Source organism: Pseudarthrobacter xylosi (assembly GCF_055412765.1).
The window spans coordinates 139,724-163,627 of record NZ_JBVAYT010000009.1; the positions used below are offsets into that span (position 1 = coordinate 139,724).

Annotated in this window: 29 protein-coding genes and 1 pseudogene; 17 read left to right on the forward strand and 13 right to left on the reverse strand. The window is 62.7% G+C overall.

The window, feature by feature from the left end; genetic code table 11:
* Positions 1–45: 45 nt before the first annotated feature.
* From ACZY1F_RS17755 to ACZY1F_RS17785, 7 genes are all read right to left on the reverse strand, one after another.
* Positions 46–240, reverse strand: coding sequence for a hypothetical protein (locus ACZY1F_RS17755; RefSeq protein ID WP_463943500.1), 195 nt, complete (start codon positions 238–240; stop codon positions 46–48).
* Positions 237–506, reverse strand: coding sequence for a glutaredoxin family protein (locus ACZY1F_RS17760; RefSeq protein WP_463943502.1), 270 nt, complete (start codon positions 504–506; stop codon positions 237–239). The genes ACZY1F_RS17755 and ACZY1F_RS17760 overlap by 4 nt, the downstream gene beginning before the upstream one ends.
* Before the next feature lie 689 nt (positions 507–1,195).
* Positions 1,196–2,524, reverse strand: a complete 1,329-nt coding sequence (locus tag ACZY1F_RS17765; protein ID WP_463943644.1) for a ParB/RepB/Spo0J family partition protein — start codon at positions 2,522–2,524, stop codon at positions 1,196–1,198.
* Positions 2,525–3,139: 615 nt separating this feature from the next.
* Positions 3,140–3,289: a hypothetical protein gene (locus ACZY1F_RS17770; RefSeq protein WP_463943504.1), complete on the reverse strand. Its 150-nt coding sequence runs from the start codon at positions 3,287–3,289 to the stop codon at positions 3,140–3,142.
* Positions 3,290–3,468: 179 nt separating this feature from the next.
* Positions 3,469–4,491 carry a DUF4192 domain-containing protein gene (locus tag ACZY1F_RS17775; RefSeq protein WP_463943506.1) on the reverse strand — a complete coding sequence of 341 codons (1,023 nt, stop codon included), beginning with the start codon at positions 4,489–4,491 and terminating at the stop codon, positions 3,469–3,471.
* A 570-nt stretch (positions 4,492–5,061) separates the two neighbouring features.
* Complete coding sequence (locus ACZY1F_RS17780; RefSeq protein WP_463943508.1) at positions 5,062–5,409, reverse strand: DUF8317 domain-containing protein; 348 nt, start codon at positions 5,407–5,409, stop codon at positions 5,062–5,064.
* A gap of 56 nt (positions 5,410–5,465) precedes the next feature.
* Positions 5,466–5,903 (reverse strand): hypothetical protein, encoded by a 438-nt coding sequence (locus ACZY1F_RS17785; RefSeq protein ID WP_463943510.1) that lies wholly within the window; start codon positions 5,901–5,903, stop codon positions 5,466–5,468.
* 521 nt (positions 5,904–6,424) lie between these two features.
* Here ACZY1F_RS17785 and ACZY1F_RS17790 point away from each other — a divergent pair.
* The 4 genes from ACZY1F_RS17790 to ACZY1F_RS17805 all read left to right on the forward strand — a co-directional run bounded on the left by ACZY1F_RS17790 (position 6,425) and on the right by ACZY1F_RS17805 (position 8,447).
* Entirely contained in the window at positions 6,425–6,640 is a 216-nt protein-coding gene (locus ACZY1F_RS17790) for a hypothetical protein (RefSeq protein ID WP_463943511.1), read from the forward strand.
* A 315-nt stretch (positions 6,641–6,955) separates the two neighbouring features.
* Positions 6,956–7,681, forward strand: coding sequence for an ATP-dependent DNA ligase (locus tag ACZY1F_RS17795; protein WP_463943646.1), 726 nt, complete (start codon positions 6,956–6,958; stop codon positions 7,679–7,681).
* Positions 7,633–7,791 carry a hypothetical protein gene (locus ACZY1F_RS17800; protein WP_463943647.1) on the forward strand — a complete coding sequence of 53 codons (159 nt, stop codon included), beginning with the start codon at positions 7,633–7,635 and terminating at the stop codon, positions 7,789–7,791. The genes ACZY1F_RS17795 and ACZY1F_RS17800 overlap by 49 nt, the downstream gene beginning before the upstream one ends.
* 353 nt (positions 7,792–8,144) lie before the next feature.
* The gene (locus tag ACZY1F_RS17805) at positions 8,145–8,447 is read left to right on the forward strand and encodes an IS30 family transposase (RefSeq protein ID WP_463943513.1); all 303 of its coding nucleotides are present in this window, start codon (positions 8,145–8,147) and stop codon (positions 8,445–8,447) included.
* 1 nt (position 8,448) lies between these two features.
* Here the strand turns inward: ACZY1F_RS17805 and ACZY1F_RS17810 are convergent, their stop codons facing one another.
* The gene (locus tag ACZY1F_RS17810; RefSeq protein ID WP_463943515.1) at positions 8,449–8,931 is read right to left on the reverse strand and encodes a hypothetical protein; all 483 of its coding nucleotides are present in this window, start codon (positions 8,929–8,931) and stop codon (positions 8,449–8,451) included.
* Between the two features lie 167 nt (positions 8,932–9,098).
* On the opposite strand from ACZY1F_RS17810, the gene ACZY1F_RS17815 reads away from it, so the two are divergent.
* On the forward strand, positions 9,099–9,734 hold the full coding sequence (locus ACZY1F_RS17815) for a hypothetical protein (RefSeq protein WP_463943517.1): 636 nt from the start codon (positions 9,099–9,101) through the stop codon (positions 9,732–9,734).
* A gap of 519 nt (positions 9,735–10,253) precedes the next feature.
* Here the strand turns inward: ACZY1F_RS17815 and ACZY1F_RS17820 are convergent.
* The 3 genes from ACZY1F_RS17820 to ACZY1F_RS17830 form a co-directional block, all read right to left on the reverse strand.
* On the reverse strand, positions 10,254–10,616 hold the full coding sequence (locus ACZY1F_RS17820) for a helix-turn-helix domain-containing protein (protein ID WP_463943518.1): 363 nt from the start codon (positions 10,614–10,616) through the stop codon (positions 10,254–10,256).
* A gap of 145 nt (positions 10,617–10,761) precedes the next feature.
* Positions 10,762–11,004: a DUF6225 family protein gene (locus tag ACZY1F_RS17825; protein WP_463943520.1), complete on the reverse strand. Its 243-nt coding sequence runs from the start codon at positions 11,002–11,004 to the stop codon at positions 10,762–10,764.
* A 499-nt stretch (positions 11,005–11,503) separates the two neighbouring features.
* The gene (locus ACZY1F_RS17830) at positions 11,504–12,109 is read right to left on the reverse strand and encodes a DNA-binding protein (protein WP_463943522.1); all 606 of its coding nucleotides are present in this window, start codon (positions 12,107–12,109) and stop codon (positions 11,504–11,506) included.
* A gap of 207 nt (positions 12,110–12,316) precedes the next feature.
* Between ACZY1F_RS17830 and ACZY1F_RS17835 the strand changes: the two genes are divergently transcribed.
* The 4 genes from ACZY1F_RS17835 (at position 12,317) to ACZY1F_RS17850 (ending at position 15,511) form a co-directional block, all read left to right on the forward strand.
* Complete coding sequence (locus ACZY1F_RS17835) at positions 12,317–13,213, forward strand: DNA/RNA non-specific endonuclease (protein ID WP_463943523.1); 897 nt, start codon at positions 12,317–12,319, stop codon at positions 13,211–13,213.
* Positions 13,214–13,303: 90 nt separating this feature from the next.
* Positions 13,304–14,239, forward strand: coding sequence for an ABC transporter ATP-binding protein (locus tag ACZY1F_RS17840; protein ID WP_463943525.1), 936 nt, complete (start codon positions 13,304–13,306; stop codon positions 14,237–14,239).
* A 4-nt stretch (positions 14,240–14,243) separates the two neighbouring features.
* On the forward strand, positions 14,244–14,885 hold the full coding sequence (locus ACZY1F_RS17845) for an ABC transporter permease (protein ID WP_463943526.1): 642 nt from the start codon (positions 14,244–14,246) through the stop codon (positions 14,883–14,885).
* Positions 14,882–15,511, forward strand: a complete 630-nt coding sequence (locus ACZY1F_RS17850; protein WP_463943528.1) for an ABC transporter permease — start codon at positions 14,882–14,884, stop codon at positions 15,509–15,511. Before ACZY1F_RS17845 ends, ACZY1F_RS17850 begins: the two co-directional genes overlap by 4 nt.
* 132 nt (positions 15,512–15,643) lie before the next feature.
* Here the strand turns inward: ACZY1F_RS17850 and ACZY1F_RS17855 are convergent.
* Positions 15,644–15,811, reverse strand: a pseudogene (locus tag ACZY1F_RS17855) (three-helix bundle dimerization domain-containing protein); the annotation flags it as partial.
* 212 nt (positions 15,812–16,023) lie between these two features.
* On the opposite strand from ACZY1F_RS17855, the gene ACZY1F_RS17860 reads away from it, so the two are divergent.
* The 7 genes from ACZY1F_RS17860 to ACZY1F_RS17890 all read left to right on the forward strand — a co-directional run bounded on the left by ACZY1F_RS17860 (position 16,024) and on the right by ACZY1F_RS17890 (position 20,534).
* Complete coding sequence (locus ACZY1F_RS17860; protein ID WP_463943529.1) at positions 16,024–16,455, forward strand: LexA family protein; 432 nt, start codon at positions 16,024–16,026, stop codon at positions 16,453–16,455.
* Entirely contained in the window at positions 16,448–17,746 is a 1,299-nt protein-coding gene (locus ACZY1F_RS17865; RefSeq protein ID WP_463943531.1) for a Y-family DNA polymerase, read from the forward strand. The genes ACZY1F_RS17860 and ACZY1F_RS17865 overlap by 8 nt, the downstream gene beginning before the upstream one ends.
* Positions 17,747–17,795: 49 nt before the next feature.
* Entirely contained in the window at positions 17,796–18,119 is a 324-nt protein-coding gene (locus ACZY1F_RS17870) for a hypothetical protein (RefSeq protein WP_463943533.1), read from the forward strand.
* Entirely contained in the window at positions 18,119–18,526 is a 408-nt protein-coding gene (locus tag ACZY1F_RS17875) for a hypothetical protein (protein ID WP_463943534.1), read from the forward strand. Before ACZY1F_RS17870 ends, ACZY1F_RS17875 begins: the two co-directional genes overlap by 1 nt.
* 9 nt (positions 18,527–18,535) lie before the next feature.
* Positions 18,536–18,682, forward strand: coding sequence for a hypothetical protein (locus ACZY1F_RS17880; RefSeq protein ID WP_463943536.1), 147 nt, complete (start codon positions 18,536–18,538; stop codon positions 18,680–18,682).
* Positions 18,683–18,687: 5 nt separating this feature from the next.
* Entirely contained in the window at positions 18,688–19,359 is a 672-nt protein-coding gene (locus ACZY1F_RS17885; RefSeq protein ID WP_463943538.1) for a helicase associated domain-containing protein, read from the forward strand.
* A 95-nt stretch (positions 19,360–19,454) separates the two neighbouring features.
* Positions 19,455–20,534: a PASTA domain-containing protein gene (locus ACZY1F_RS17890; protein ID WP_463943540.1), complete on the forward strand. Its 1,080-nt coding sequence runs from the start codon at positions 19,455–19,457 to the stop codon at positions 20,532–20,534.
* A 101-nt stretch (positions 20,535–20,635) separates the two neighbouring features.
* Here the strand turns inward: ACZY1F_RS17890 and ACZY1F_RS17895 are convergent, their stop codons facing one another.
* A complete protein-coding gene (locus ACZY1F_RS17895; protein ID WP_463943542.1) occupies positions 20,636–21,367 on the reverse strand; it encodes a DUF3644 domain-containing protein in 732 nt (243 codons plus the stop codon).
* 442 nt (positions 21,368–21,809) lie between these two features.
* On the opposite strand from ACZY1F_RS17895, the gene ACZY1F_RS17900 reads away from it, so the two are divergent.
* Positions 21,810–23,435 carry a hypothetical protein gene (locus ACZY1F_RS17900; RefSeq protein ID WP_463943544.1) on the forward strand — a complete coding sequence of 542 codons (1,626 nt, stop codon included), beginning with the start codon at positions 21,810–21,812 and terminating at the stop codon, positions 23,433–23,435.
* Positions 23,436–23,904: the final 469 nt, after the last annotated feature.

Genomic DNA, 23,904 nt, shown 5'->3' on the forward strand with positions numbered 1-23,904 from the left:
GGGTGTCGGGGCCAGCGTAGCCACTGGCCCCGACACTGGGGCCTTTTAGAACAGGAGTTCAGAGCCGGCGGCCGCATCAGTGGTCTGGGGTGTAGCCCAAGGATCCTCCTGCGGGTCCTCGAACGGGACGTTAATGGTGCCGTTCGGATTGGCTTCAAGTCCGAACCAGTCAGCGTCGGTGATCCGTCGCGGGCTGAGGATGAACCGGTCCACCGATATCGCATTCGCCATGGTGTTCACGCGGCCTGGCTGTGGTTCATGGATGCCTGGACCAGCTTGTCCCGCCGCAACCCTGACCAGTGATCCTGATCATCGCGGTTATTAATCACCACAGGGGCCTGGGCGTAGGCAAGCTCCACGGTGATGTACTCCAGGGCGGCGGGGTTCTCGGTGATATCCACGGCCGTGTAGGTGATGCCCCTGGACTCGAAGTACGCCTTCGTCTTATCGCAATTGGGGCATTCAGGCTTGGTGTAGACCGTGTAAGCGGTGGGTGAAGAAGTCATTTTCAGTACCTGGTTTCGTATGAGTTCTAGTTGCGTTCGACTGCTTGACTTGCTACCTCCATTCTAGCAATTATTCAACTGAATAAATAGGCTTTTGCCCTGTGATCTAGAGGTTTCTTGATCAATTTTAGGTGAGTGCTGGCAGTGGTTAGGCCGTCAGCTTCCGGCGTGTAGCCGCCCCGTTCCTGGTCCTCGGAATAGAGCCGCCCTGGTAGCCGGCCCTCCACGATCCGCAGCAGCCGACACCTGGTGGCCACGGACGTTCACTGTGTCGTCCACGGCATCTTTTGGGTTTGAGTAGCTGGCGGGTGTGGTCAGCCGGTCAGGCTGGGCCCCGTCGTCCAGGTGTGTGCGGGAAAAGCCCGGAGGTTGAGCTTTTGGCGTGCCCAGGTGGGCGAGGGGTCTTCATGGGTGGGGACACCCTTTCCTGGTAACTGCTGCGCTGTCCCCACGGAACTGCTAGCGGTTGCCGCGTTGGAACGGCGGTCCGTCGCTGATGACCACGCTGGGTGCTGCCACCTGGGGAGGCGGACCGCCCGCGATTCTCACGGTTCTGATGCCCTGTTTCCCTGCCCGTGCGGGCTTTGAAGTTTTTCCCGTTTTGGCCGGTAGACTGTGGGGAGAAGAAACCCCGGAACCTAGATACTACGAACATCTAGGGTCCGGGGTTTTTCTATGCCCGGTGGTGGTTACTTGCCGCTGTCGATGATGATCTTTTCAGTCTCCGATGCGGTGTAACCCCATGTGACGAGCTGGTTCAGGTAGTCGCGGTGGGACTGGTGCGGTGCCCGCCATGAATCTTTGGCGATGGTCTTTTCATACCCGGCGCAGATCAGGGCGATCAAGGCGAACTCGGGTCGGGTCGTGGTCTTGGCCACGTGTTCCCTCAGCGGGTTCCACGCCCACGTTTTCTCCCCTTCGATCTTTGCTCCTGCCATGTGCGCGGCCACTTCACCGTCGTAGCCGCTGGCTACTTCTGAGTGGTGGGTGATGGCGTGGACGGTGAAGTACTGCCAGCCCTTGGGAGCCTGCTTCTTGGCCAGCAACGCGGTGACCCATTCCCGGCGTACGGTCGTCGCCGAAATCATCAGTTTGTTGTTCTCGATCAGGGTCCGGCGTTCGACTTTCTGCTCATCGGTCATCGGTCCTTTCTGCGCGGAACTGCCGCCGTCGTAACGCTCGTGCTTGGGTGTGAAGCCCAGCGCTTCCCACCCGGTAATGACCGGTTTGGCGGAGTGTTCTCCCTGCCAGTTGCTGGTGATGATGTAAGCGTTAGCGTCGTCCTCGGTTGCGTCTTCCCCATCGGAGCGGCGGGCGGCGGAAACGTACAGGTTTTCCTCCCCTGCGTAGTGCCCTGCGTCCTCCACAATGGTCTTCCCTGCCGCTTCGAGTTCGGCAATCAGCGCCGTGAGGGCGGCGGCTCGGTCCCTGCGGTCCCTCAACTGCTGAACCACGTGATGCAACTGGTCCGGCTCGTCCGCCAGCACGGATTCGATTTCCTCCGTAGCATCCTGGTTCCCTTCAAATTCGGCCAGTATCAGCGCTTCCTCGATCGTGCATCCCTTCCCCAGAGCGGCGGACCCCGCGTCCGTGGACTTCGCTTTCAGGGCATCCTCAACAGTGGTCTTGGTCCGCCCGGTTTTCTTGGCGATCTGCGCCGCTGAGACACCGATCAGGGACAGCTGGTGGTAGGCGTCGGCCTCGTCCGCTTCGGTCAGCGCGGCACGCTGGATGTTCTCCACCACCTGCGTCACGATCCGTTCGGCTTCTTCGGGGCTGTCCATGACCATGACCGGGATCAGAGGACGGGCCGCTTCGACGGCGGCGCAGGTGCGGCGCTGTCCCATCAGCACGCGCACGGTCCCGTCGTCCTGACGGTGGGCGATCACCGGTTCCAGCACGCCATGTTCCTTGATGCTGGCCACAAAGGACGGGGTCAGTGCCGCGTCCTTGCGGACGTTCACGTCCACGGTCAGCGTGGCCGGGTCCAGCCATTCCAGCGTCGGGGCCGTAGCGATGGGGTTTTCTGCGATTGCAGTCATGAGGTGGTTCTCCTTGTTTCATCGACTCGAGGTGAGGGGGCTGTGGAACGCCAGCTGCCCCTCTCCCCCCGTTGTTTTTTGGTTGCTGGCAAGCTCGCTTGCTCGGCGGCCGACGGAGCCCTGTCTACCCAAAGGGCAAGGGGCGGGAAATTCCCGGAGGAAATCAGCGACGCAGGAGCGCCGGAGGGAAATTCCTGCCCCGCAGGCCCCGGAGGAACGGAGGGGCTAGACGGGGTGGAGCGGACGCCTAGAATCCGAAGGACAGCAACCCAAAAACGTCGAAGACGTAGACAAAGGTGATGACGGGCAGGAGCTCTGCGACGGGCCGGCAGCACCCAACAGCCGGCCGCGCAGCGGACGCCCGAACACTGGTTGAAGCGCAGCGGAAACCAGGGCGAGCCCGGCGAGCCTGCCCGAACACCAAACAAAGCCCGTACTTTAGTCGCGCCAGCTCCCCCAGGGAGTGAGTACTTTAGTCGCGCCAGGGGCCTGTTAACAGGAGGGAGGGCCGGCACCTTGCAGGCGCCGGCCCTCCCTGTTTTCCCTCAGCAAAAGGAAATCTATAGGTGCAGCAACATCGCTGCAGGAGTCTTAGTACTGCTGGCCCTGGTTGTCCCAGGTGAAGTCCGCGGGTGACCTGGTTTCGTCGTTACCCAGGATGGCGAGCTCGACGGCCTCTTCGGCCGCAGTGATGCCTTCAGGGGCTTTGTCCTCATCGGTGAGGATGAATCCGTGGCTCATGGTGGGGCTCCCGCCTGGTCGTCGTGTTTCCACTCTAACCCGACGGGTATTTCCGTGCTTTCACGGTGGTGCTGCGCCCGCGCAAGCGTGACCGGCGGCCGGCGGAGCTTGCGGGGGAGGCCGCCGCGCCCCACCTGAGGGGACCGGACCGTGCTGGCCCGGCCCCGCGGGGGGGGTGTTTAGCGTTCCCGCTTGTAGGCGGTCGCCGGGTTCTTGGCGGTGTCCGCGATCGGGCGCAGCACCATCATCTGCTCCAGCAGTTCCGCGAGGCGGTAGCCGGGGACGTCGGCTTGGGCGAGTGCGAAGTGCTCCCCGGCCGAAGATGCCCGGCCTTTGAGGTAGTCCGTCCATCCGATCAAGGTCAGCAGCGGGGCGCGGTAGCCCGCCGGTGCTGCGGTGATCAGTTCGCGGGCCACGGCTTGGGCCTTGTCCACGCGGGTCCAGTCCGGCGCGATCCCGCTGCCCAACAGCAGCGCCCCGCTGTCTTCCGCATCCGGCAGGTCCGGGTCGATGATGTTCACCAGCAGGGCGTCCCGCACGGCGGGGGCTTGGAATGCGGCCACCAACTCCACCGCTTTGACTCCGGTCAGCGGGTCACTGGCTTCCAGAGCTGCGGCCCACTGGGCCCGTGGTGCGCTCAGGTCCTCGGCCAACAGGTGCCCATACATGGACTGGATCCACTCGGTGGCCTCTGCCGGTCCGGCATAGGGCGCGTAGGTCTTGCCGGGTCCGGCGTTGTAAGCGCTGCCGCGGAACACCATTTCGGCGTTCAGGGCGCTGTCGGTGATCGTCTCCAGCGGCTGGGGTGCGCAGCATCCGGCCTCACTGTCACACAGCAGGTCCTGCCAGTGGGTGGAGGTCACCAGCCACCCGTCTTTGAGCGGGGTCCCGGCAGCGTCGAGCACTTCAATGAGTGCCTCGATGTACTCGTGGAACGGGCGCGGGGAGTCCTCTGCAGTCAGGTCCGTGTAAACGGCGAGCAGGACGGACGTGGCAGCTTTGTCCGCTTCGAGAAAGCCGCCGATGGTGTGCGCGAACATGCCCGGCGTTGCCGCCGTGGGCGCGTCGACCCGGAGGGTGGCGCCCAGTCGGTTGCCCTGCACGGTCAGGAACACAAACGACTCGCGGGGCACGTTGCCCAGCGTGTGCGGGATGTAGCTGAGGATATCGGCGGGGCCGGTGGCGCGTACTGAATCAGTCATGGTGTGCGTCCTTTGCTGAGGATTGGGATGGTGAGGGGACCTCGTAACCGGGCCAGCTGCCCCTCTCCCCCGTTGTTTTTTGGTTGCTGGCAAGCTCGCTTGCTCGGCGGCCGACGGAGCCCTGTCTACCCACAGGGCAAGGTGCGGGAAATTCCCGGAGGAAATCAGCGACGCAGGAGCGCCGGAGGGAAATTCACTCGCCGCAGGCCCCGACGAAGGAGGGGCTAGACGGGGTGGAGCGGACGCCTAGAATCCGAAGGACAGCAACCAAAAAACGTCGAAGACGAAGACAAAGGTGATGGCGGGCAGGAGCTCTGCGACGGACCGGCAGCACCCAACAGCCGGCCGCGCAGCGGACGACCATTATGGTGAGCCCTGGCGAGCCGGCCATGTACCTTCACCACAGAAAGCACGGCGCGGATCCCGGCGACGGAGGCCGCCGTCGGCACTGAACGACGTTTCATGGCCGTGGCGCTAACGGCGGTCCGCCGCCCCAACCAGGCACCCGGGCCGGCCACGACGGCGGACCGCCAGCGGTGACCGGACCATCTGACCCGGCCACCGCATTTCTTATTCTTGGCGGTCGTGCAGCGGCAACGCTCCATAGTGGCCTGCAGCTGCCCGGAAGCGTGAGTCACTGCTGAAAACGAACGTCCCGCCGAACATGTACCACGGGGCCGGTTCCCCCTCTGCCGTGACGGGTACGGCGTGGATGGTGATGCCGCCATCAAACGCTTCGCCGGTGACGATCCGGACGGCGGGCCGTTCCTTGGACGCGGGGAATATCGGGTCAATGCCGGGACCGATAACGGTCACTTCCGTGACCTGGGCGGAGATTCCCCGGTTGGAGAAGTCGATGCCCAAGCTGTCGCGGTAGATCAGGGCGGTGATGCCCTTGGCGGTGGTGTCGTTGCTCATGGTGCTCCTTGGAAGTGGTGGGGTGCTGCGCCCCGTGGGTGACGGGGCGCAGCACCTCAGGGACTGTTAGGCGAAGGCCGGGGCGTAGGGGTGCGGTAGCGGCTCGGCAGCTCGGCCGCCGCCAGTGGCAGGTCTGCCGGTCCGGTGGCCTGTCCGCATTTCCACGACTCGAACGCCTCTTCGGTGATCGCGTCCCACTGCCGGGCCTGGGTCCGGTAATAGGTGGTCTTCACGTCGCCCTCACAGTACGTGGCCACGCCGAACAATTCCCCGGTGTTGTCCGTGGCGCGGGTCGCGGCGACGATGACGTAGGGCCATTGGCCAACGTCCCAGCCGTCGCAACCCCAGACGTTCACCGCTGCCCAGCCGTGCTGGCCGATCAGGTCCATCCAGTCCCAGCCGTCGTTCATGTGGTAATCGCCCAGAACAACGGCGGCGAGAATGGTCTCGGCGGTGTCCGCCGTGGTGACGGCCTGTGTGGAAACAGTACTCATGGCGTGTGTCCTTTGCTGAGGATTCGGTGGGTGAGGGGGCTGTGGAACGGTGCCAGCTGCTGCCCTTCTCCCCCGTTGTTTTTTGGTTGCTGGCAAGCTCGCTTGCTCGGCGGCCGACGGAGCCCTGTCTACCCAAAGGGCAAGGGGCGGGAAATTTCCGGAGGAAATCAGCGACGCAGGAGCGCCGGAGGGAAATTCCTGCCCCGCAGGCCCCGGAGGAACGGAGGGGCTAGACGGGGTGGAGCGGACGCCTAGAATCCGAAGGACAGCAACCAAAAAACGTCGAAGACGTAGACAAAGGTGATGACGGGCAGGAGCTCTGCGACGGGCCGGCAGCACCCAACAGCCGGCCGCGCAGCGGACGCCCGAACACTGGTTGAAGCGCAGCGGAAACCAGGGCGAGCCCGGCGAGCCTGCCCTTGCCCTCGGACTTGTCAGACGCGGTTGGTACGGTGGGGTTGTCCCGCCGGGTTCCCCCAATCCCAGGCGGGAAACCTTTTGTCAGAAGGAGGAATTGGACTGTGGGACTGCGAAGCTTCTTCACCCGGCGCCGAGCACCGGCCGCAGCGGAGTCCTCCGCCGCGGTGGTGGCCACGGAACCCGAGCCGCTGACGCCCGCGCAGCTGGCGGACCTGGAAGCGGCGTGGGCCGAACTACGGCAGGCGGCCACGGAAGCAGGCGTCGTGTCGCTCCCGGCCTGCACGCGGGACGAGAGCCGCTGGCAGGACGACCCGTAGTCCGTACGGGCCATGGCGGAGACCATCAGGCACACCCAGAATTACACTGCCGAGGGCATCCAGACCGGTCCGGAGCGGTAAAACGGCCCGTCCCTTTAGGCTGGGGCCATGAGCGAGTCCATCCCGCCAGCTCTGCAACCCCCGGTTGCTGTTGCCCTGGCGAAACTCGTCAAAACTTCCCGGGACCCGGCTCACTACCGGGCCGGCTATACGCCGAACCCAAATGGGACGGGTACCGGATGATCGCTCTCATAAATTTTGACGGGGTGACGCTCTGGTCCCGCCAGGGCAAAGAGCTCACCCGCGTCCTCCCTGATCTGGCCGCAGCCCCTCGGAGCTCAGGTTCCACCCGGTGTTGTCCTCGACGGCGAAGCCGTTATCTGGAACAGGGATCGGCTGGACTTCGAGGCGCTGCAGCGGCGCATGGTCACGTCCAGGTTGGCTCTGCCGGCGCTGGTGCAGGAGTTGCCGGCCGCGTTCGCGGCCTTCGATGTTCTGGCCGTCGCCGGGCAGGACGTCCGCGGTGTCCCGTTCACCGGCCGCCGGCAGCTGCTCGAAGAACTGGCCCGGGAATGGGCCGCCCCGCTGGCACTCTCCCCCACCACCACAGACCCGGAACTGGCCAAGACCTGGCTACGGGATCTTCCCACCACCGGAATTGAAGGGTTGGTCTTCAAGGGAGGATCACAGACATACGACGCCTCGCGCTCCTGGTTGAAGTTGAAACACAAGAACGTTCTGGACGTTATCTGCGCCGCCGTCATAGGACCCATGACGCAGCCCCAAGCGATCATCGCGGGCCTGCCCATTGATGGTCAGCTGCGGATCGTGGGCCGTTCTACAGTCCTTTCAACACGTGCAGGGCGCGAGCTGGGCCGCCATCTCCGCCCGGCGCAGCCCGGGCATCCCTGGCCCGAAACCGTCCTGACTCTCGGCGCTATCATCCCTTCCGTGCCCAGAAACTGGCGCAGAGGAGACGCCCGAGACCGCGCCTGTCCAAGATCGCCGGCGACGATGACCTACGCGTCTTTGTCGTCCTGACGAAGCGATGGAGCCCGCAACAGGTTTGCCGAGCATTGAAAGAACGGTTTCCTGGAGAATCCCACAGGCATTTGGCGCACGAGACGATCTACCGGGCCCTTATGGCTTGAGTTCCGTCTGGCTCTGCCCGGCTGTTGCGTTCCGGGAAATTCAGCAGGCGGCCGCGGTCGCGGACCAAGGTGAAACCGCGCCGGTACATCACCGATGCCCTTAAGATCGGCGACCGACCAACCCATATTGCCACCCGGGAAGAAAGCAGGCCACTGGGAAGGTGACCTCGTCATGGGGAAGGCGAACAAATCGGCCATAGTCACCCTGGTGGAGCGTTCCTCACGCTTTCTCATCGCCTTTGTGCTTCCAGCAGGGATCAGGTCCGATGTCATGCGCGATCAACTCATTGAGGCCCTCGGGGTCTTACCGGCTACTCTGCGGAGGACATTGACCTGGGACCCGGGGGTCCGAAATGGCAAAGCACCCCGAGGTAACTGCAGCGCTCGGAACGCTGGTCTATTTCTGTGATCCCGCCAGCCCTTGGCAGCGGGCCTCGAACGAGAACGCGAACGGCTTACTCCGCCAATACTTCCGAAAAGGGGTCGACCTCAGCACTGTGGAACCATCTGAGGTCCACTTCGCCGCCGATGAGATCAACGGCCGGCCGCGCGCGGTCCTTGACTGGTCCAGCGCAGCTGCCAGATTTGCGTTGTATCAGGCGGCAGCGTTCGTGGGTCCAGCTGAACCCAAGGCAGACGCGGCAGGGTCCAGGTGAACTACGAGATAGGCAACAAGAGCGGGTTGATTGGCTTTAGTTTTAGGAGCCTGATGGTTTGAACAAAGATTCCGACGTGAAAAATCACGCCAACAACATTCGGCATCGTGGCTGTGGCAACTTCAACGATGCTGATGACATCCAAAACGAGAGCCAGGCCTGACAAAACAAGTGCAGCGATCAGCGGAGCTTTGGAGTTACTGCGCCGCGCGGTGATGTTCCAGATCCCGCCGATGATCAGGACGATAGCGAAGAAAACATTCTGAGCGTCGGCCAGTATCAGTCCGATTATCTCGCTCTCGCCAAGAGTGGCGATGTAGGGTCCGTTCGTCCCGTACATCGCCGCCAGCACCAACACCCAGGCCAGGCCGATGAAGGTAAGACAGATGCCCACGCCGGTCCGTCCGCGGCGGGACTTCTCCGCGTAATAGGCTGCCGTATCCGCTTTAGGTAGATCACTCGGATTTCGAACTTGGATTCTCATATAGGACCGCCTTAGAGAGTGCAGGAAGCACCCAATGAGCCCCCATCGAAAACAATGTAACAGTCCAGCCCGGCTGCCTGGAGAACTACAGTTATGAACGGCCCCCCGGATTCCCGAACGGCATGACGCCGAAACGCTACCGGGATCCTCGTCTTCGCAGGGAAGCAATGAAAAACGAGCAGACCGGCGAAATTGTGGTGACCGAACCTTGGACAGCGCAATCGGCACGGATCTTCCAGGAGGGCCGCGCCCACCGGCTCGTGCTGAACTATGCGCACGGATTTAACGAACCGACACTCGACTTCCTCCGCGGGCTCCCGATTCGCGAACTGGAGATCATCGACCGGCGCCTGACCAACCTCGAGCCCATCTACACGTTTGCCCCGACCTTGGAATCGCTGCATGTGACCACCAAGCCCGATCTAAAGATCAGGCTCACCGAACTACCCAAGCTCCGTAGTCTCGGAGCATCTTGGGCACAGGTAAGGCACACCATCAGCCAAGTCTCCGGGCTCGAATACGTGTTCCTGCTGGCCTACACGCCTGACAATCTTGAACCGCTGTCTTCACATGCCGATCTCGAAACCCTCCGGATGCTCCGGATGAAGGACCGTCCGAGACTGAGATCTCTGGCTGGCCTATCCCACTTCCCCAGGCTGCAGCGACTCGGCATCTACCTAGCCTCACGGCTTGACGACATTTCTGAGCTCCGCGGCCGCTCCGAAATCCGGGAGCTTGAGCTGGTCTCCTGCAAGAAACTGACGAAGATCAACGATCTCGCAGAGTGCACAGGACTACGCTGACTCAACATCGCCGAGAGCGGCGACATCGAGTCGCTGAGTCCGCTGACAGGGCTTATCAACCTTGAGGAATTCCATCTCCACGGATCGACCAAGATCTTGGACCATGACCTCACTCCCATCGCGGGCCTTCCGCGACTTAGGGTCCTCGGGATGATGAACCGCCGCGGATACAGCCCGTCAGTGGATGACCTCAAACGACGGATCGAAGGGCTCGCCTGAGCACTCTCGTAAAGCGAGACGTCAGCCGTGGTCACCGTCCCGTCGAGAGGGCTCACCCGTCCGCAATTAGCGCCCACCGGTGTCCCCTGTTGTCATTTTCAGAAGTCGTCTGCACCGAATGTCAGGAGTCCTCTGCACTATGCCATTGGAGGCGGAATGCCGGGCCGAAGTGACGATTGGTGCAGAGGAGTATCGAGCAGCCACTGTTCAGAAGTCGTCTGCACTCATCCCGAAATCGCGGGGCAATTAGTGCAGTCAGCTTCTGAAAATGACAGGGCGAGCAGCGCACGGAAACCGCCGTTAGTGGTCGTCCTCGTTGAGATTGACGACAGCGTTCCCCTCACCGTCCAGGCGGATGATCCCGCGGGCTCGGGGCGTGGCAACGCGCCCGCCGTCGGACTCGTCACTCCACTCGTAGGGCACCCACTCGTCCCGCTGCTGTACAGGGTCATGGGCCCACACAGCGCGATGAGCTGCCCGCCAAGCTTCAGGGCTTCCCCACGTCGGGGCAACATCAACGCAGCGATGCCCCTCGCGCCAATGGCGCGCGACGGTGCTCTTGGGTACGCACAGCGCGGCCGCAGCTTCGCGGATGGATAGTCCAGCCTCGCGAGCGTCGTAGATGGCCATGTGCAGCGCCCCGGCCTCGATAGACGCAGCCACACTCGTGCGCTCACGTGCTACACGGAATGCTTCGGATGAACTCGCGAACTGGGACATATGGCAACCCCTCCAGGAAGAATGTCCCAGCGTGGGACAGTCCCACTGTCCCACGGTGGGACAGTTGTGGTCAAGCGGCCGTTATCGGTCAACGCAGATAGGTTCCGGATGGGAACTCACAGCCGATCCGAAATTCCCTTCCGATAAACGGCTCCCCCCTGCCATCGATTCCGTGACCAAAGCCAGCGTGAATGACAACCTGCTCTTGAACAGTGTCGCCGCCCGGTTCCTCCGCGACGTCTACAATGATTGGCATGTCATCCGGGAGGCCGGACAGTGCATTTCGCAGCTGGCCCACCGTCAAGGCATGCACCTTGTGTTCAAACTCCATGCTTGGCGTCCTTCCGCTATCGACGGTATTCGTGCTGGGCGTGCCAGCACGGAGAGAATCAGGGATTCAGATGCAGGGTGTCCCATTGCTGGTAGCCCTCATCAACTGAGTCTTGCGCATATAGGGTGCTGCGCTTAGGGATCTTCCTTTCGAGCCTGTCCCACAAGCCATGTTCCTTGTACACAATGGTGATTGTTTCAACGCTGCTGGACGGCCTTACGGAGACGAGTTCCGTGTCCCCCCTCCGATACACCTTCATAGGGAAACCGGCGGGCACTTGCGACTCCAAACTGGAGCTCAGAGCACATCTGTCCGTACTCAAATCGCCGTATCTGCGCCGGCTTTCGGTGGATGCGCTCCAGCCTCCAGTAACCTCCGCCGACGGGGGCTCATGCCCCGGCAAGCACGATCATTGCGGTAGGCATGAGCGCGGCCGCCACCGCGGCTGTGGTGCCAGCAGTCATCCCTGTGGCGATAAGCAAGTTCATAGATCCGCCGCTTAGGCACCGGGGGCCTTCGCCTCCGGGGCGACGCGTTGCAGCAAGGCGTTGTGTACCTTCTCCAGGGTCGCGCTGCGCGCCTCGGCGCTAGCGAGCTTCTTCTCCGCCTCCGCGGCCGCCCCGGCGGCGGCGCGTTCTGCTGCACGCGTCTCTTCAAGCTGCGAGCCCAAGGTAGCAAGCTCCTTTTCTAAAGTCTTCTGCTGGGACTCTAAAGAGCTAATGCGGGCTTTGAATTCAGCGGCCGCGGCTTCTTTCTCGGCTGGCACTTTGTCCAGGTCGGCCACGAGCTCGGCGATTTCTAGGTCTTTGTCTTTGCGTTCCTGCGCCCAGGCTGCTTCGACGGCGGCGTGTCGTTCGGCCGCCTGGGTGGAGGCCTCCGCCCAGCAGGCTGCCGCGAGCCGCGCCGCCTGTTCGAGCACGGCCGGCGGTGTCGCGGCGACCTGTCCCCCGGCGGCGAGCTTCTCCTCCGACCATTCCTTCAGGTAGCGGGTAGCGTCCGCGTTGCTGACGCCAGCGGCAGAGCGGACCGTGGAGACGGTCGGGCGGCGCTCGGCGCTGATCTGCTCGGCGGCGGCAAATACGCGGTCTTTCACACTCGACGTCATAGCGTCTTCTCCCAAAAGGTAGTAGAAGTAGTAACGATACGACTACTACTACTACTATCCAAGGGTTTAGAACGGCGGTTCAGAATCGGGTCCACCCCACCATCCCCCGGCACCGGGCCCCGTTAGGTGTGCACAGGGAACGCTGATCGTCCCTCGGTCCCGGAGGACATTCATCGGCCTGTCAGCTCCGGCTGCTACTGTCCGGCCATGGATGAACTGTTGCAGGTACCTGGTTCTGCTCCACGTGGTTTGTCGGAGCGGACAGGGTTCGACACCAATTTCCTCGGTGTGCCCGTCCCAGTGCCGGCCCTGGCGGGCGCCGAAACGGTCCTGCTGCCCTATACGCACTTCTCGGTGCTCATGCGGCTGGATAAACGGCTGGCCGCCGTCACATCCCTCGGGGTCGCCGGGGAGAAACTCATGGGCCTGGACCGGTCCGGCATAGCGTGGCGGCTGGACCCCCGGCTGGCCGAGGACCAGCAGACCGGTGAGCGGCTCTACGCCCGGAACGATATTGACCGTGGGCACTTGGTCCGGCGAGCCTCAGCTGTCTGGGGCGACAGCCAGGTTGAGGCAGCGCAGGCGAACGAGGACACGTTCCACTACACGAACGCGGCACCGCAGGCAGCGAAGTTCAACCAGGGCAAGGACCTGTGGCTGGGCATGGAGTCCTACCTGCTGGAACACGCCGCCGACTACGGCCGTCGGCTGGTGGTGTTCACCGGGCCCGTGTTCGGGGAGACAGATCCGGTGTACCGGGGCGTGGACATCCCGCTGCTGTTCTTCAAAGTCGCCGCATTCCTGCAGGACGGCAAGCTCGCGGCCACCGGCTACATCGTGGACCAGACACCCCAGCTGGCAGACCTGCCCGACGTGCCCCGGCCCGGGGCCGTGGAGGAGGCTCCCCCGCTGGGCCCGTTCCGGACCTTCCAGGTGCCCATTCGGGACATCGCCGCGCTCACCGGTCTGGACCTGGACCAGCTCGTTGCCGCGGACCGGATGCCGATCGCCGCAGAACTTCCCACCGCCCGGGTCACCTCGACCTGGCGGAAGCTTCTCTCCCCGGAGGACCTGGATCTGGACTTCGACCTGAACGGCGACTAACCGAGGAAGTACGCCTCAAGGCTGAGCGATGCCCGCCCTACCCGTCGGTAGACTCGAAAGACCATTTGCCGGTCACGTTGGGGAACAGCCATGAGCGAAGCACTCGTCCACATCGAGAATTTCAGGATGGATTTCGGGGACAAAATCGTCATCCGGGATCTGTCGTTCGACGTGGCACGGGGTGAGACGTTCGGGTTCCTGGGCAGCAACGGCTCCGGGAAGACCACGACCATCCGGGCGCTGCTGGGGATCTACCAGCCAACCGGCGGGATTCTTCACATCGATGGGCGGCCGTTCCGGCCTGAGGACGGGGACCGGCTCGGGTACCTCCCGGAGGAACGTGGCCTGTACAAGAAGGAAAAGGTCATCGACATCATGACCTACTTCGGACGGCTCAAAGGCATCGACCGGCACGCCGCCAAGTCCTGGTCCCTGCAGTATCTGGACCGGGTCGGGCTGCCCGACAAGGCCAACGTCCAGCTCGATAAGCTTTCGGGCGGGCAGCAGCAGAAGGTCCAGCTCGGGGTGACGATCATGAACGAACCCGAGCTGCTGATCCTGGACGAACCGACCAAGGGCTTTGACCCGGTCAACCGCAGGTTGCTGATGGACATCATCGCCGAACAGAAAACCACGGGCGCGACCGTCGTGATGGTCACCCACCAGATGGAGGAAGTCGAACGGCTCTGTGACCGGGTCATCCTCCTGAAGAACGGCACCTCCGAGGCCTACGGCACCATCGATGAGGTCCAGAACCAGTACGGCGGCCGCGTTATCCGCCTCAAACACGCCGGCCCCGTCCCGCCCTCACCCCGCTACACGGTGACCCTGAGCGAGACGAACTACTCCGAACTCTCCATCACCGACGACACGGACGAGGCCGACATCCTCAAAGACCTGATTGCCGCCGGTGTCACCGTCCGCGGGTTCACGACCACGAAGATCTCCCTGGAGGAGATTTTCATCCGGGTCTATGGCGACCAGAACAAGGCCGACGCGGCCACCTACGAAACGGCAAAGGTCTAGGGACATGGCACAGCACAACCTCGGGACCGTCGTCAGCTTCGAATTCCTCCGCACCATCAGCAAGAAACGCTTCTGGGTCGGTACCCTCGCCGTGCCCCTGATCATGGCCGTCGTGTTCGGGCTGATCTACATCAGCAACAGCTCCACCGCATCCGCCGCCAACGCCCAGGAGAACGCCCAGTTCTCCATCTCCTACACCGACGCCTCCGGCCTCATCACCCCCGACCAGGCCGGACTCTTCAAAGCCACCCAAGCGGCTTCGTCCGAGCAGGGTGTCGAGGCGGTCCGGTCCGGGACGGTGGACGCGTACTTCGAGTTCCCCGCCGACCCTGCCACCACGGAGGTGAAGGTCTACGGCGCCGACCAGGGATTGTTCGAGAACAACAAATACTCCGCCGTCGCCGAAGCCATGCTCACCCAGGCCGTGAACGCCCGGATCGGGTCCGACGCGCTGACCACCCTCGCCGCCGGTGACGCAACCATCAATGTCACGACCTTCAAGGATGGCCAGGAAGCGGGCGGGTTCAACGCTGCCCTGCCGCCGCTGATGTTCCTGGTCATCTTCTACGCCCTGATCATCCTGCTCGCCGGGCAGATGCTCTCCTCCACCCTGGAAGAGAAGGAAAACAGGGTCACCGAGAGATGATCCTGACCACCCTGAACCCGACCACCTTGATCAGCGGGAAAGTCATCGCCCTCTTCGGCATCGGGCTGGTCCAGATGATCGTCTTCGCCTCCCCCGTGGCCATCAGCTACCTGTTCTTCCGCGACCAGATCAAAATCCCGGACCTCGACCTCGCCGCCCTGGTCTTCGAACCTGTCCCGATGATCATCGGGTTCCTGCTACTGATCGGCGGGTTCGCCCTCTTCACCACCACCCTCGTCGCGATCGGCGCGGTCATGCCGACCGCCAAGGAAGCCGGGAACTTCATGGGCGTCATGATGGCCCTGATCTTCGTGCCGTTCTATGCGATCTCGCTGATCTTCTCCAACCCCCAGGCCCTCATCGTCCAGGTCTTCACCTACTTCCCGTTCTCCTCCCCCGTCACCGCCATGCTCCGCAACGGCCTCGGATCCCTCAGCATCTGGGAAGCTGCGATTGTGATCGCGATCCTCTTCATCGGCTCGGCCATCATGTTCCGCCTCGCTGTCAGGCTCTTCCAATACGGGTCCATCTCCTACACCGCCAAGGTCGACATCAAGACAGCCCTCAGCAACGGCAGGAACACCAACCCGCCGGTTACGACCACCCCCGGTAACCGGGAAACCTGATCCCAGGCGGGTCTTTGACTTTGCGCAGGACACGGCGCCCGGCTCAGGACTGATCCACTCTGGAGGCTGTGGACAAAATGGAGTCGGTGAAGCAGCGCGTGGAAGTGTGAATCCGTGTCCGAGGCGGTCCTTGGCAGCCCGTTCAACCAAAACCGGCACATAATCCCGGATCGGCCCATCCAGCGCGTTGACTTCCTCGCCAACGATCTCTTCAACTACCAAGCGCGGCTTGTCGGGAAACCGCTGCACCAACCGATCGATGACGCGCGCCACTGCCTGAACTTCATTGTCCGTAGCCATCCCCTCACTTTCACCCCGACAGTTGGGCCCGTCAACGATCAGTTGAACGCACCCAACCTCGCCCCGCACCCACGGGCCGTGCCGTGGTCGCCTGCCGATGGCCGGTTCCGCAGGTCGTCCTGCATCCGATGCAATTGCGCATGGTCGGAACGAATGTCCGCCCTCACGAGTACACTGAATGAATCGAACATATATTCGAATAAAGGTGTGTTGTGGGCGTTATTGTTGGTCCCCGTGTGATAGATGCGGGCGTGTCGTTGTTGTCGGTGCTGATCTCACCGGTGCCGGTCGCGGCGGGGTTTCCCTCGCCGGCGCAGGACTATTTTGATGGCCGGATCGATCTGAACGTGCACCTGATCAAAGACATCACCAGCACGTACGTGGTGAGGGTGTCCGGGGACTCGATGGAAGGCGCCGGCATCAGCGACGGCGATGAACTGATCGTGAACCGGGCGCTGGAGCCGCGGGACGGGTGCGTGGTCGTCGCGGTCCTGGACGGGGAACTGACCATCAAGCGGCTGCGCATCACGCCAACCGGCGTGGTGCTGCAGGCAGAAAATCCCGCCTATACGGACATACAGGTGCCTAGCCTCAGCGAACTGACGGTCTGGGGTGTCGCCACCAGGTGCCTTCATCATGTCTAGGCCGGTTGTGATGCGGCGGATGCCGCAGATCGCGCACGTGGATGTGAACTGCTTCTACGCGTCCGCGGAGCGGGCGTTCGACCCGTCGCTGGAAGGCCGGCCGGTCATTGTCCTGTCCAACAATGATGGCTGCGCGGTCACCCGCTCCCCCGAGGCCAAAGCCCTGGGTATCCCCATGGGTGAGCCCTGGTTCAAGCTCGCGCCCCGGGCCAAGGAATGGGGACTCGTTGCCCTGTCCAGCAACTACGAGCTCTACGGGGACATCAGCGCCCGGGTCATGGAACTCCTGGGCCGGTACTCGGCCTGGCTGGAGGTCTACAGCATCGACGAGGCCTTCCTCGGCGTCAAAGGCACCCCCGACGAACTCCTCACCCTCGGCCGGGCGATGAAGACCGCCGTCCGGCGGAACGTCGGCGTACCCGTCTGCGTCGGGATCGCCGCCACCAAGACCCTGGCGAAACTGGCCAACAAATGGGCGAAGAATAACCCTGGCTTCGGCGGGGTCTGCCACTGGGACTCCATCCCCGCCCAGGAACGCGAAGGGCTCATGGGCCGGCTCTCCGTCATCGAGATCTGGGGCGTCGCGACCCGGCTGACCAAACGCCTGAACTCGATGGGAATCTTCTCGATCCTGGACTTGTCCCGGGCGAACCCGGTCATGATCCGGAACCGGTTCTCCGTCGTCATGATGCGCACCGTCCTGGAACTCCAAGGCACCCCCTGCATCCCGATGGAAGAGGAACGGATCGGGCGGGACCAGCTGATCTTCTCCCGCTCCTTCGCCACCCCCATCACCACCGCGGCCGGGATCCGGCAGGTCATGAGCGTCTACGGCCAGCAGGCCTCGGCCCGGCTGGCCAAACACGGGCTGCAAGCCAAAGTCCTCACGGCATTCGCCGGCACCTCGCACTTCAACCCGAAAGACACCTCCTACCCCTCCGTCTGCATCCCGCTGCCGATGCCCACCGCGGACCCGGTCATCCTGACCCAGGCCTCCCACGCCCTCCTGCCCCACATCAATGAGGGTGTCAGATATGCCAGGGCCGGGATCATGGTCACCGACCTGCGGCCCACCGGCAACCAGGCACCCCTATCCCTGTTCGAGAACCCGCACGAGGAACGCCACGTCGGCACCCTCCTCGAAGACGTCACCCGCCGCTACGGCCGCGGCTCGATCGGCCTCGGCCACGCCGGGATCCGCGGCGGACCGGACTGGACCATGAAACGGGACATGCTCTCCCCCCGCTACACCACCCACTGGGACGAACTCCCCCTCGTCAAAGCCGCCTAACTATCGCACGACCGCACTGGCACGTCAGCACCACGAAAGAACGCACCTCATGACCATCACCCACGAAGCCCCCATACAGACCACCATCGTCCAGGTCCGGCTCGACCCTGCAGGCATACCCCTCGCCGTCCGTCACGACGGACAGATCTGGCTGGTCGACCCCGACACGGATTCCCAGCACTGGTACGGACGGGACTCCTGGTGGGACACCCGACGCAACGCAGCCAAAGGCAGCGGAGACCTGGTCAGCGTCGAATACTGGCGCGTCCAGGCCCGGATCCCCGGCCCCGACGCTGCGCTGAGGACGTTCACTCTGCGCCGTCAGCCCCTCGCCACGGCCTGGCTGCTCGAGTCCATCGACGACGGCAGCTGATGCCCTCCCCCATCATCGGCCAACCCGTGCCCGACCACCTCTGGGAGTCCATCAGGGCCGAATTCGCCCTGCCTACCGTGGAGCAGGTCCGGCGCCGGCTCGCCGAACTCGTGGAAGACACCGACCCGGTCATGCGGCAGCTCATCCGGATCTTCGTCCGTGAGGGAACGTACTGCCCGGGTTTCCAGTTCCTCCCCGGCGGCCAGGTACACCACACGGTACGGACGCTGTTCCGGCACGCCCTGGAACTGAGGCTCGCGCACAACTACTTCACCGTCTGGATGGTCACCCCCGCCCACGACCTTGGCGGGGCACGGCCCGTGAACTGCCTTCCTCGGGTACCACAGCTGCACCGCGCCTTGGAGGGCTTCGCCGCACAGCTGCCAGGATCCGGGAGAGCCAACTAGGCTGATCCGGTGGAACTCACGGGAACGATCCAAATGGCCGACGGCAGCACCGACCACATCAGTGCCCAGGGCGATGACTACGACAACGCCAAGGCCGCACTTGAGGCCGCCATCCCCGAAGGCGCCAAGCTGATCGCCATCCGCAAAGGCAGCTGAACAGGATGCCCGGACACAGGACAGCACCGCACCCGGAATGGGTGCAGATGTACCGGCAAGGCCTCACCTCCACCAAGATCGCCGCCACAGCAGGCGTCGGCCAAAGCACCGTCCGCTACCATCTGGCCATCGCCGCCGCCACGGAACCGTCCATCCGGGACGACCACCGCAACGCAACCCGCCCACGGCCGGTCACCCGTATCACCGCAGCCGGGCTACAAAACCTCTACGACACCGTCGTCCTATACAAGACCGAAGGCCGGTTCCCCTCGACTAAATCGTCCTCTGCGCGTGAGCGTACCCTCGCCCAGTGGCTGACAAGACGGCGCCAGGACCACGACTGGGGCACCCTCGCCCCCACCTACAGCGTCGGCCTGCAGGAAATCCACGGCTGGGAACTGCGGACCCGCACGTCCAAAGACGAAGCCCGTTGGAACCAACGCATGCAAGAACTCACCGCTTATATGGCTGCCGGGAACGACTGGCCGCGCCACAAGAAGACAGATGCCGAAGACGAACGGGTCCTGGGCATGTGGCTGCACATCCAGCGCATGAAATACCGCCGCAACGAACTGGACCAAGACAAAGAAGCGCAGCTGGACTCGCTCCTTCCCGGCTGGCGGAACGGCAGGACGCGCGGCCGCCCGCCCAGATCCCCCAACGTACGAGGCGGATAGTCCACGCGGACCTCTGAGCAGCGGCGGACCCTGACCGCGAAAGGGCCAAGAAACAATCACCGGAGGAGCTGTCCTGCTGCCTGACCGGACATAGGATGAGCGCACATGCGGCCATCAATGAGGGGGACACGGACGTGAAGTTCAGGATGCTCGGGGTGGCCGCTGCCACTGTTGGATTGTTGTTGGCAGGTTGCGGGGCGCCGGCATCTCAGCCGACAGAATCGGCTAGTCCGACCCCGTCGGTGGCGCCCAAGAAAGTTCCCGATGTGGCGGGCAAAACCTTCTCGGATGCCCGGAGCCTGGTCCGCACCGCCGGCATCGTCTACGAAGTCGTGGGCAGCGACGGCGTGAAGTTCACCGAGACACCAGAGAACCCGGCCGTCGTGGTCAGCTCGGATCCAGCCCCCGGCGAGGATCTTCAGCCTGGCGCCGTTGTGACATTCAAGATCGACGGAACCCAGGCGCAAGCCACTGCCGCGGCGGCGGTCAAGGAAGCGGCGCGGGTCCGGTCGCTGCGGTACAGCTTCAAATGTTCCGCGTCAGAGAGTGCCATCACGGCGAAAGACAACCAGTCATTCACCAAGTTCCAAGAAATCTGGGCAGCCCCGTCTTTCCCGAAATTTAAGTCGTGCGACCTCTACGTTGGCGGCAAGTGGTACCGGGACAAGTTCACACTGGCGCCAGACGAGGCTGCAGTCGTGAAGCAGGTTGGTGCCGACGGCGGTGACATCAGCCTTCCGTCCTCGACGTACGGCAGCATCCTGCTGCTCTGCACTCTTCCGCAAGCGGAAGGCTGGGACACCAAATACGGCGAATACCCTGCCGGGGGCCCGAAGATCAGGTCCGAGGCGAAGGCCGCTGCCGTGATGTGCCCTGATGCCCCGTTCGTGTCCGAGTTGGTCCGGGTCGCCGGTGGGGTCGCGCCGGCGCCGAAGACCTCTATGGACGATGGCACGTTCGCAGTCGGCAAGGACATCGCCGAAGGCGCCTACCAGGTTAGCGTGCCGGCGGGAGCCAACGGCGTCCATGACTGCTACTGGGAACGCACTGGCCCACAGGGTGCGACGATCGAGAATGATTTCATCTCGTTCGCACCCCAGGGGCCGGTAGTCAGCGTCTACGCAGGCGAGGGTTTCGTCAGCCAGCGCTGCGGAAGCTGGACCAAGGTCGGCTAACCCACCGACCTAGGACCCGGTCACATCCACGAGGTCCGATCCTGCGTTGTTTTCACGGTGCCGGGGCCTTCATTAAGATCCAGCAGCAAGATGGGAGATCCCTAAGTCCTCTCGCGATACTCAGCTCGGCAATTGTCGTAGTAGTGATCATCGAATGATGCTAGGAAATAGACGGCGTCGCCGGACCACACGTAGCTTGCCGCGTTGCTGTGCTTCCACGCGTACTTCGCCTCGTCTTTCAGGTTTTCTTTCCAGCACACGACTTGATAGTCGTAGGTATTCAAGGGACGCCCTTCCCGTCGGTCGTTGACCCTTTCCAGTAGCTCTTTCATGCTGTAGGGGTGAGTCTTGTTGGGGTCGGTCTTCCGCACCACAACTTGCCCATCACCCGTCGGGGAGATGGCTACGACAAGGTCCGCACTCGTCATCTTCTTCACGGACTGCATGTTGATGTCGTAGAGCGTGGCAACGCGGGACATTTCGCTACCTGCCGCCTCCGCCTCGTCCATGTAGCCTCGCAGCGCTTCGATGAACTGCCGCACTTCGGTAACCATCTTTGCGTTGCTGTCCGTACGCATGAATCTCACGGCGTCCGCCGGCGCTGTCGCTCCAAGCGGCAGGAGCTGCCATGTCATGGAATCAGCAAGATCCTTGTTGAACTTGGCCAGCATGAAGTCCCGGTAGTTAAGGACATTTTGTTGCAGGAATGGGTAGATGATCGCCCCCAGGCCTTGGGCGTTGTAGAGATGAATTGCGCGATCCCGGTACTCCGAGAGGGCCTTCACGGCTCGCCCGAGCAAAGGCCGGCGAGACCGTTGCCCAGGGTTGGACATTTCCGCTCCTTCACCTAGACCTCACAATCGACAACGTGAGAGAAGAAGAAATACAAGAGGCCCAGAGGGCCTCCTACCAGCAGTGGCTGCAGGACGAATTTGGGCCTTTCTACTGACGTGGTTCGCGAAGCCGCCCGGCCCGGCACGCCTTCTAATGCTGGTGGATTAATGGACTGGGCTGGAGTGTCCCACTTCCTTGGAACTGGAACACCAATCGTGGATAAACTCCCGGTTGAGCCACACCGGCAGAACGGTCGTGCGTGCGGTAGGTGTCGGTCAATGGCGCCTTCACCAGCACATTCGACCACGATCGGCATGTTCTGGGTGGGCGCGACGTTCGAGCACGGCCCCGGAGGGCTGCACGCAACTTCCTTGCCGTGGGACATCCCCTGTCTGGCGTGTCGCCCGGCCCGGCAGCCGGGGTACCGGATATGAAGAAGCAATGAATTCACTGACGGTGCATGAAGTCGAGCAGCTCGTCGCTCTGCGCCTTTCCCTGGAAGATGCACTGTCTCGCGCTAAGGGTGCGACCAAATATCGACGAGGGACTGCCATCGTCGCCTTGGACGCAACAGTCGAGCGTGCCAGCTCGATAGTAGCTGTCACACGCAGCCTCTCGATTCCCACGAACGGCAAATTGGAAGACCTGATTAGTCGCCTCAGGGAGAGTTTCGGCTCCAGCTGGAAGCCGGCCGTGTTACCCGACATTCGGCACCTGCGGCGGGCGCGTAACGCCTCTCAGCATGAGGGGCTCGAGCCGGACCGTGAACAGGTGCCAGTTTGGGCCAGTGCAGCTAAGGTCTACGTTTCCAGTCTTATCGAGGCCCAGTTTGCCGTCGACATTCTGAGTGTCGTCTTGTCGGATGCCATCCGAGATCCAGATCTCCGTCAATTCATTCGTAAGGCCGAGACAGCCCGGGCAGCGGGGGAACCCGGAGCATGCGTCGACATAGCGAAAGAAGCCTACCGTGAGGTGTCGATGAAGTGGACCAGACTCCACGGCAGCCGCCGACCTGCCTTTGCCCCCATCAGTCGTGAGCTGATCGACAAGAAGAGCTACGACTTCCTCAACGGACGGATCGACAACGTTCAGTCTGTCCTCGACGCTGCGGCATTCTCCCAAGACCTGGCGGAAGCTGAGTGGTTCACCCTGGCTATCGCTGAGCAAAGCGATGTGCTGGACTCAGACGATGCTGAACGAGTGCTGAGCTTCGTCTTCGAATGGATCGTCGAATACGAACGAGCAGCAGCTTCGTGGACGCCGAATCGCAGACATCGCGCCGCCCTTGCCCGACGGAGGGTTCGTTCAGGGGATGGTCCGGCTCGAATCGACAAGTGCGTTTCCGTCGACTTCAGCCATGGAAATATCCGTGCCACTTTCAGAATTGCTGATGTCCCTGCCGAAGCCGAATACCCTGCCTGGGTGCGGACTCTCCGTGAACTGCTGCCTGGTACCGACCCCACCCAATACTGGACGGTATTCGATGACGGAACCATCGAGGTACGCCGGGCAGTCGATGCGCCCTCAGCTGCTGCCGACGAAGTGGAAGTCCTGTCTTCTGCCCTAAAGCAGGCCGATGTCGTCATGCACGAGAAACTGCAGGCGGCATCAAAGAAAGAGCAACTTGCTCGGCAGAGACGCGATGAGTATGCCGAATCCCTGGAAACAGTCCGGGCTGATCTTCCGGTGTGGGTGGAGGACGTTCAATGGTCTGACGAGGGCTTCGGTGGTGGGAAGACAGAGCAGCTGCTGGTCACACTCGCCGAAGATATGTGGAAGTTAAGGTTCGGGGAACGCACTGAGGGCAGTTTCTTCGACAACCGCAAAAGCATCAACGACCTGATCCGAAATCATGAACTGGTCGACCAATGCTACGGCACTAGTGGGCCCAGCGATTTGGGCATCATGCCAGTCCTTACTGCTGAGCAGCTGGCACGTGTGTTCAAGGATGTTGATCCAGAGGTGCGCGGCCAGCTCGACTTAGAAAGCAAAGCGAAGGACGAGCAAACAGCTGCCGTTATTGCCGCTAAGGCCCGTATCGCTGCGAGGCTGGGCGAATTGTCTTAGGGCTGCTTCGACGGCTACGTCATAATGATCACTTTGGCGTCCGATGGAAAGCGGCGGCACCTGGTGTCGGCAGATGGCACGCCTGGCGGCCACCGGGGTGGCAGTACTGCGAGTGAAGGCCGACAGGGACAACTGCTAATTCGGTCCACGACGGGACTTCGACTGATCTCGCTCATCGAGTCAATGAAGTCTCGGCGGCACCGGACCAGTGAGGATTGCTCCGGGCCGGGCGTAACCAGCTAATGCAACCAGCCGCTCCTGTAATTTAATGCTGTCGCTGACGGGCAGCGCCTCCGCTCCGGGTGTCCCACTTCCTTGGGTGCAGGACACCCTCGGTGGGACACTCCCCCACTGACCTGGATCCGCGGAATGTCGCGTAACCTGACTGTCCCGTAAGTTATCCCAAAACTCCCGCCATGATCACCCGTCACAGTACAACTTTCGGTACGGTTCCAGACATGGACGTTGG

Excerpts from the sequence above, each read along its gene's own strand:
- ACZY1F_RS17835 (WP_463943523.1), top strand. The coding sequence starts at position 12,317 with ATGGATGAACTGTTGCAGGTACCTGGTTCTGCTCCACGTGGTTTGTCG.
- ACZY1F_RS17885 (WP_463943538.1), top strand. The coding sequence starts at position 18,688 with ATGCCCGGACACAGGACAGCACCGCACCCGGAATGGGTGCAGATGTAC.
- ACZY1F_RS17805 (WP_463943513.1), top strand. The coding sequence starts at position 8,145 with ATGGCAAAGCACCCCGAGGTAACTGCAGCGCTCGGAACGCTGGTCTAT.
- ACZY1F_RS17870 (WP_463943533.1), top strand. The coding sequence starts at position 17,796 with ATGACCATCACCCACGAAGCCCCCATACAGACCACCATCGTCCAGGTC.
- ACZY1F_RS17895 (WP_463943542.1), bottom strand. The coding sequence starts at position 21,367 with ATGTCCAACCCTGGGCAACGGTCTCGCCGGCCTTTGCTCGGGCGAGCC.
- ACZY1F_RS17845 (WP_463943526.1), top strand. The coding sequence starts at position 14,244 with ATGGCACAGCACAACCTCGGGACCGTCGTCAGCTTCGAATTCCTCCGC.
- ACZY1F_RS17825 (WP_463943520.1), bottom strand. The coding sequence starts at position 11,004 with ATGGAGTTTGAACACAAGGTGCATGCCTTGACGGTGGGCCAGCTGCGA.
- ACZY1F_RS17815 (WP_463943517.1), top strand. The coding sequence starts at position 9,099 with ATGAAAAACGAGCAGACCGGCGAAATTGTGGTGACCGAACCTTGGACA.
- ACZY1F_RS17830 (WP_463943522.1), bottom strand. The coding sequence starts at position 12,109 with ATGACGTCGAGTGTGAAAGACCGCGTATTTGCCGCCGCCGAGCAGATC.
- ACZY1F_RS17760 (WP_463943502.1), bottom strand. The coding sequence starts at position 506 with ATGACTTCTTCACCCACCGCTTACACGGTCTACACCAAGCCTGAATGC.
- ACZY1F_RS17780 (WP_463943508.1), bottom strand. The coding sequence starts at position 5,409 with ATGAGCAACGACACCACCGCCAAGGGCATCACCGCCCTGATCTACCGC.
- ACZY1F_RS17875 (WP_463943534.1), top strand. The coding sequence starts at position 18,119 with ATGCCCTCCCCCATCATCGGCCAACCCGTGCCCGACCACCTCTGGGAG.
- ACZY1F_RS17775 (WP_463943506.1), bottom strand. The coding sequence starts at position 4,491 with ATGACTGATTCAGTACGCGCCACCGGCCCCGCCGATATCCTCAGCTAC.
- ACZY1F_RS17850 (WP_463943528.1), top strand. The coding sequence starts at position 14,882 with ATGATCCTGACCACCCTGAACCCGACCACCTTGATCAGCGGGAAAGTC.
- ACZY1F_RS17810 (WP_463943515.1), bottom strand. The coding sequence starts at position 8,931 with ATGAGAATCCAAGTTCGAAATCCGAGTGATCTACCTAAAGCGGATACG.
- ACZY1F_RS17770 (WP_463943504.1), bottom strand. The coding sequence starts at position 3,289 with ATGAGCCACGGATTCATCCTCACCGATGAGGACAAAGCCCCTGAAGGC.
- ACZY1F_RS17785 (WP_463943510.1), bottom strand. The coding sequence starts at position 5,903 with ATGAGTACTGTTTCCACACAGGCCGTCACCACGGCGGACACCGCCGAG.
- ACZY1F_RS17840 (WP_463943525.1), top strand. The coding sequence starts at position 13,304 with ATGAGCGAAGCACTCGTCCACATCGAGAATTTCAGGATGGATTTCGGG.
- ACZY1F_RS17900 (WP_463943544.1), top strand. The coding sequence starts at position 21,810 with ATGAATTCACTGACGGTGCATGAAGTCGAGCAGCTCGTCGCTCTGCGC.
- ACZY1F_RS17865 (WP_463943531.1), top strand. The coding sequence starts at position 16,448 with ATGTCTAGGCCGGTTGTGATGCGGCGGATGCCGCAGATCGCGCACGTG.
- ACZY1F_RS17890 (WP_463943540.1), top strand. The coding sequence starts at position 19,455 with ATGAGCGCACATGCGGCCATCAATGAGGGGGACACGGACGTGAAGTTC.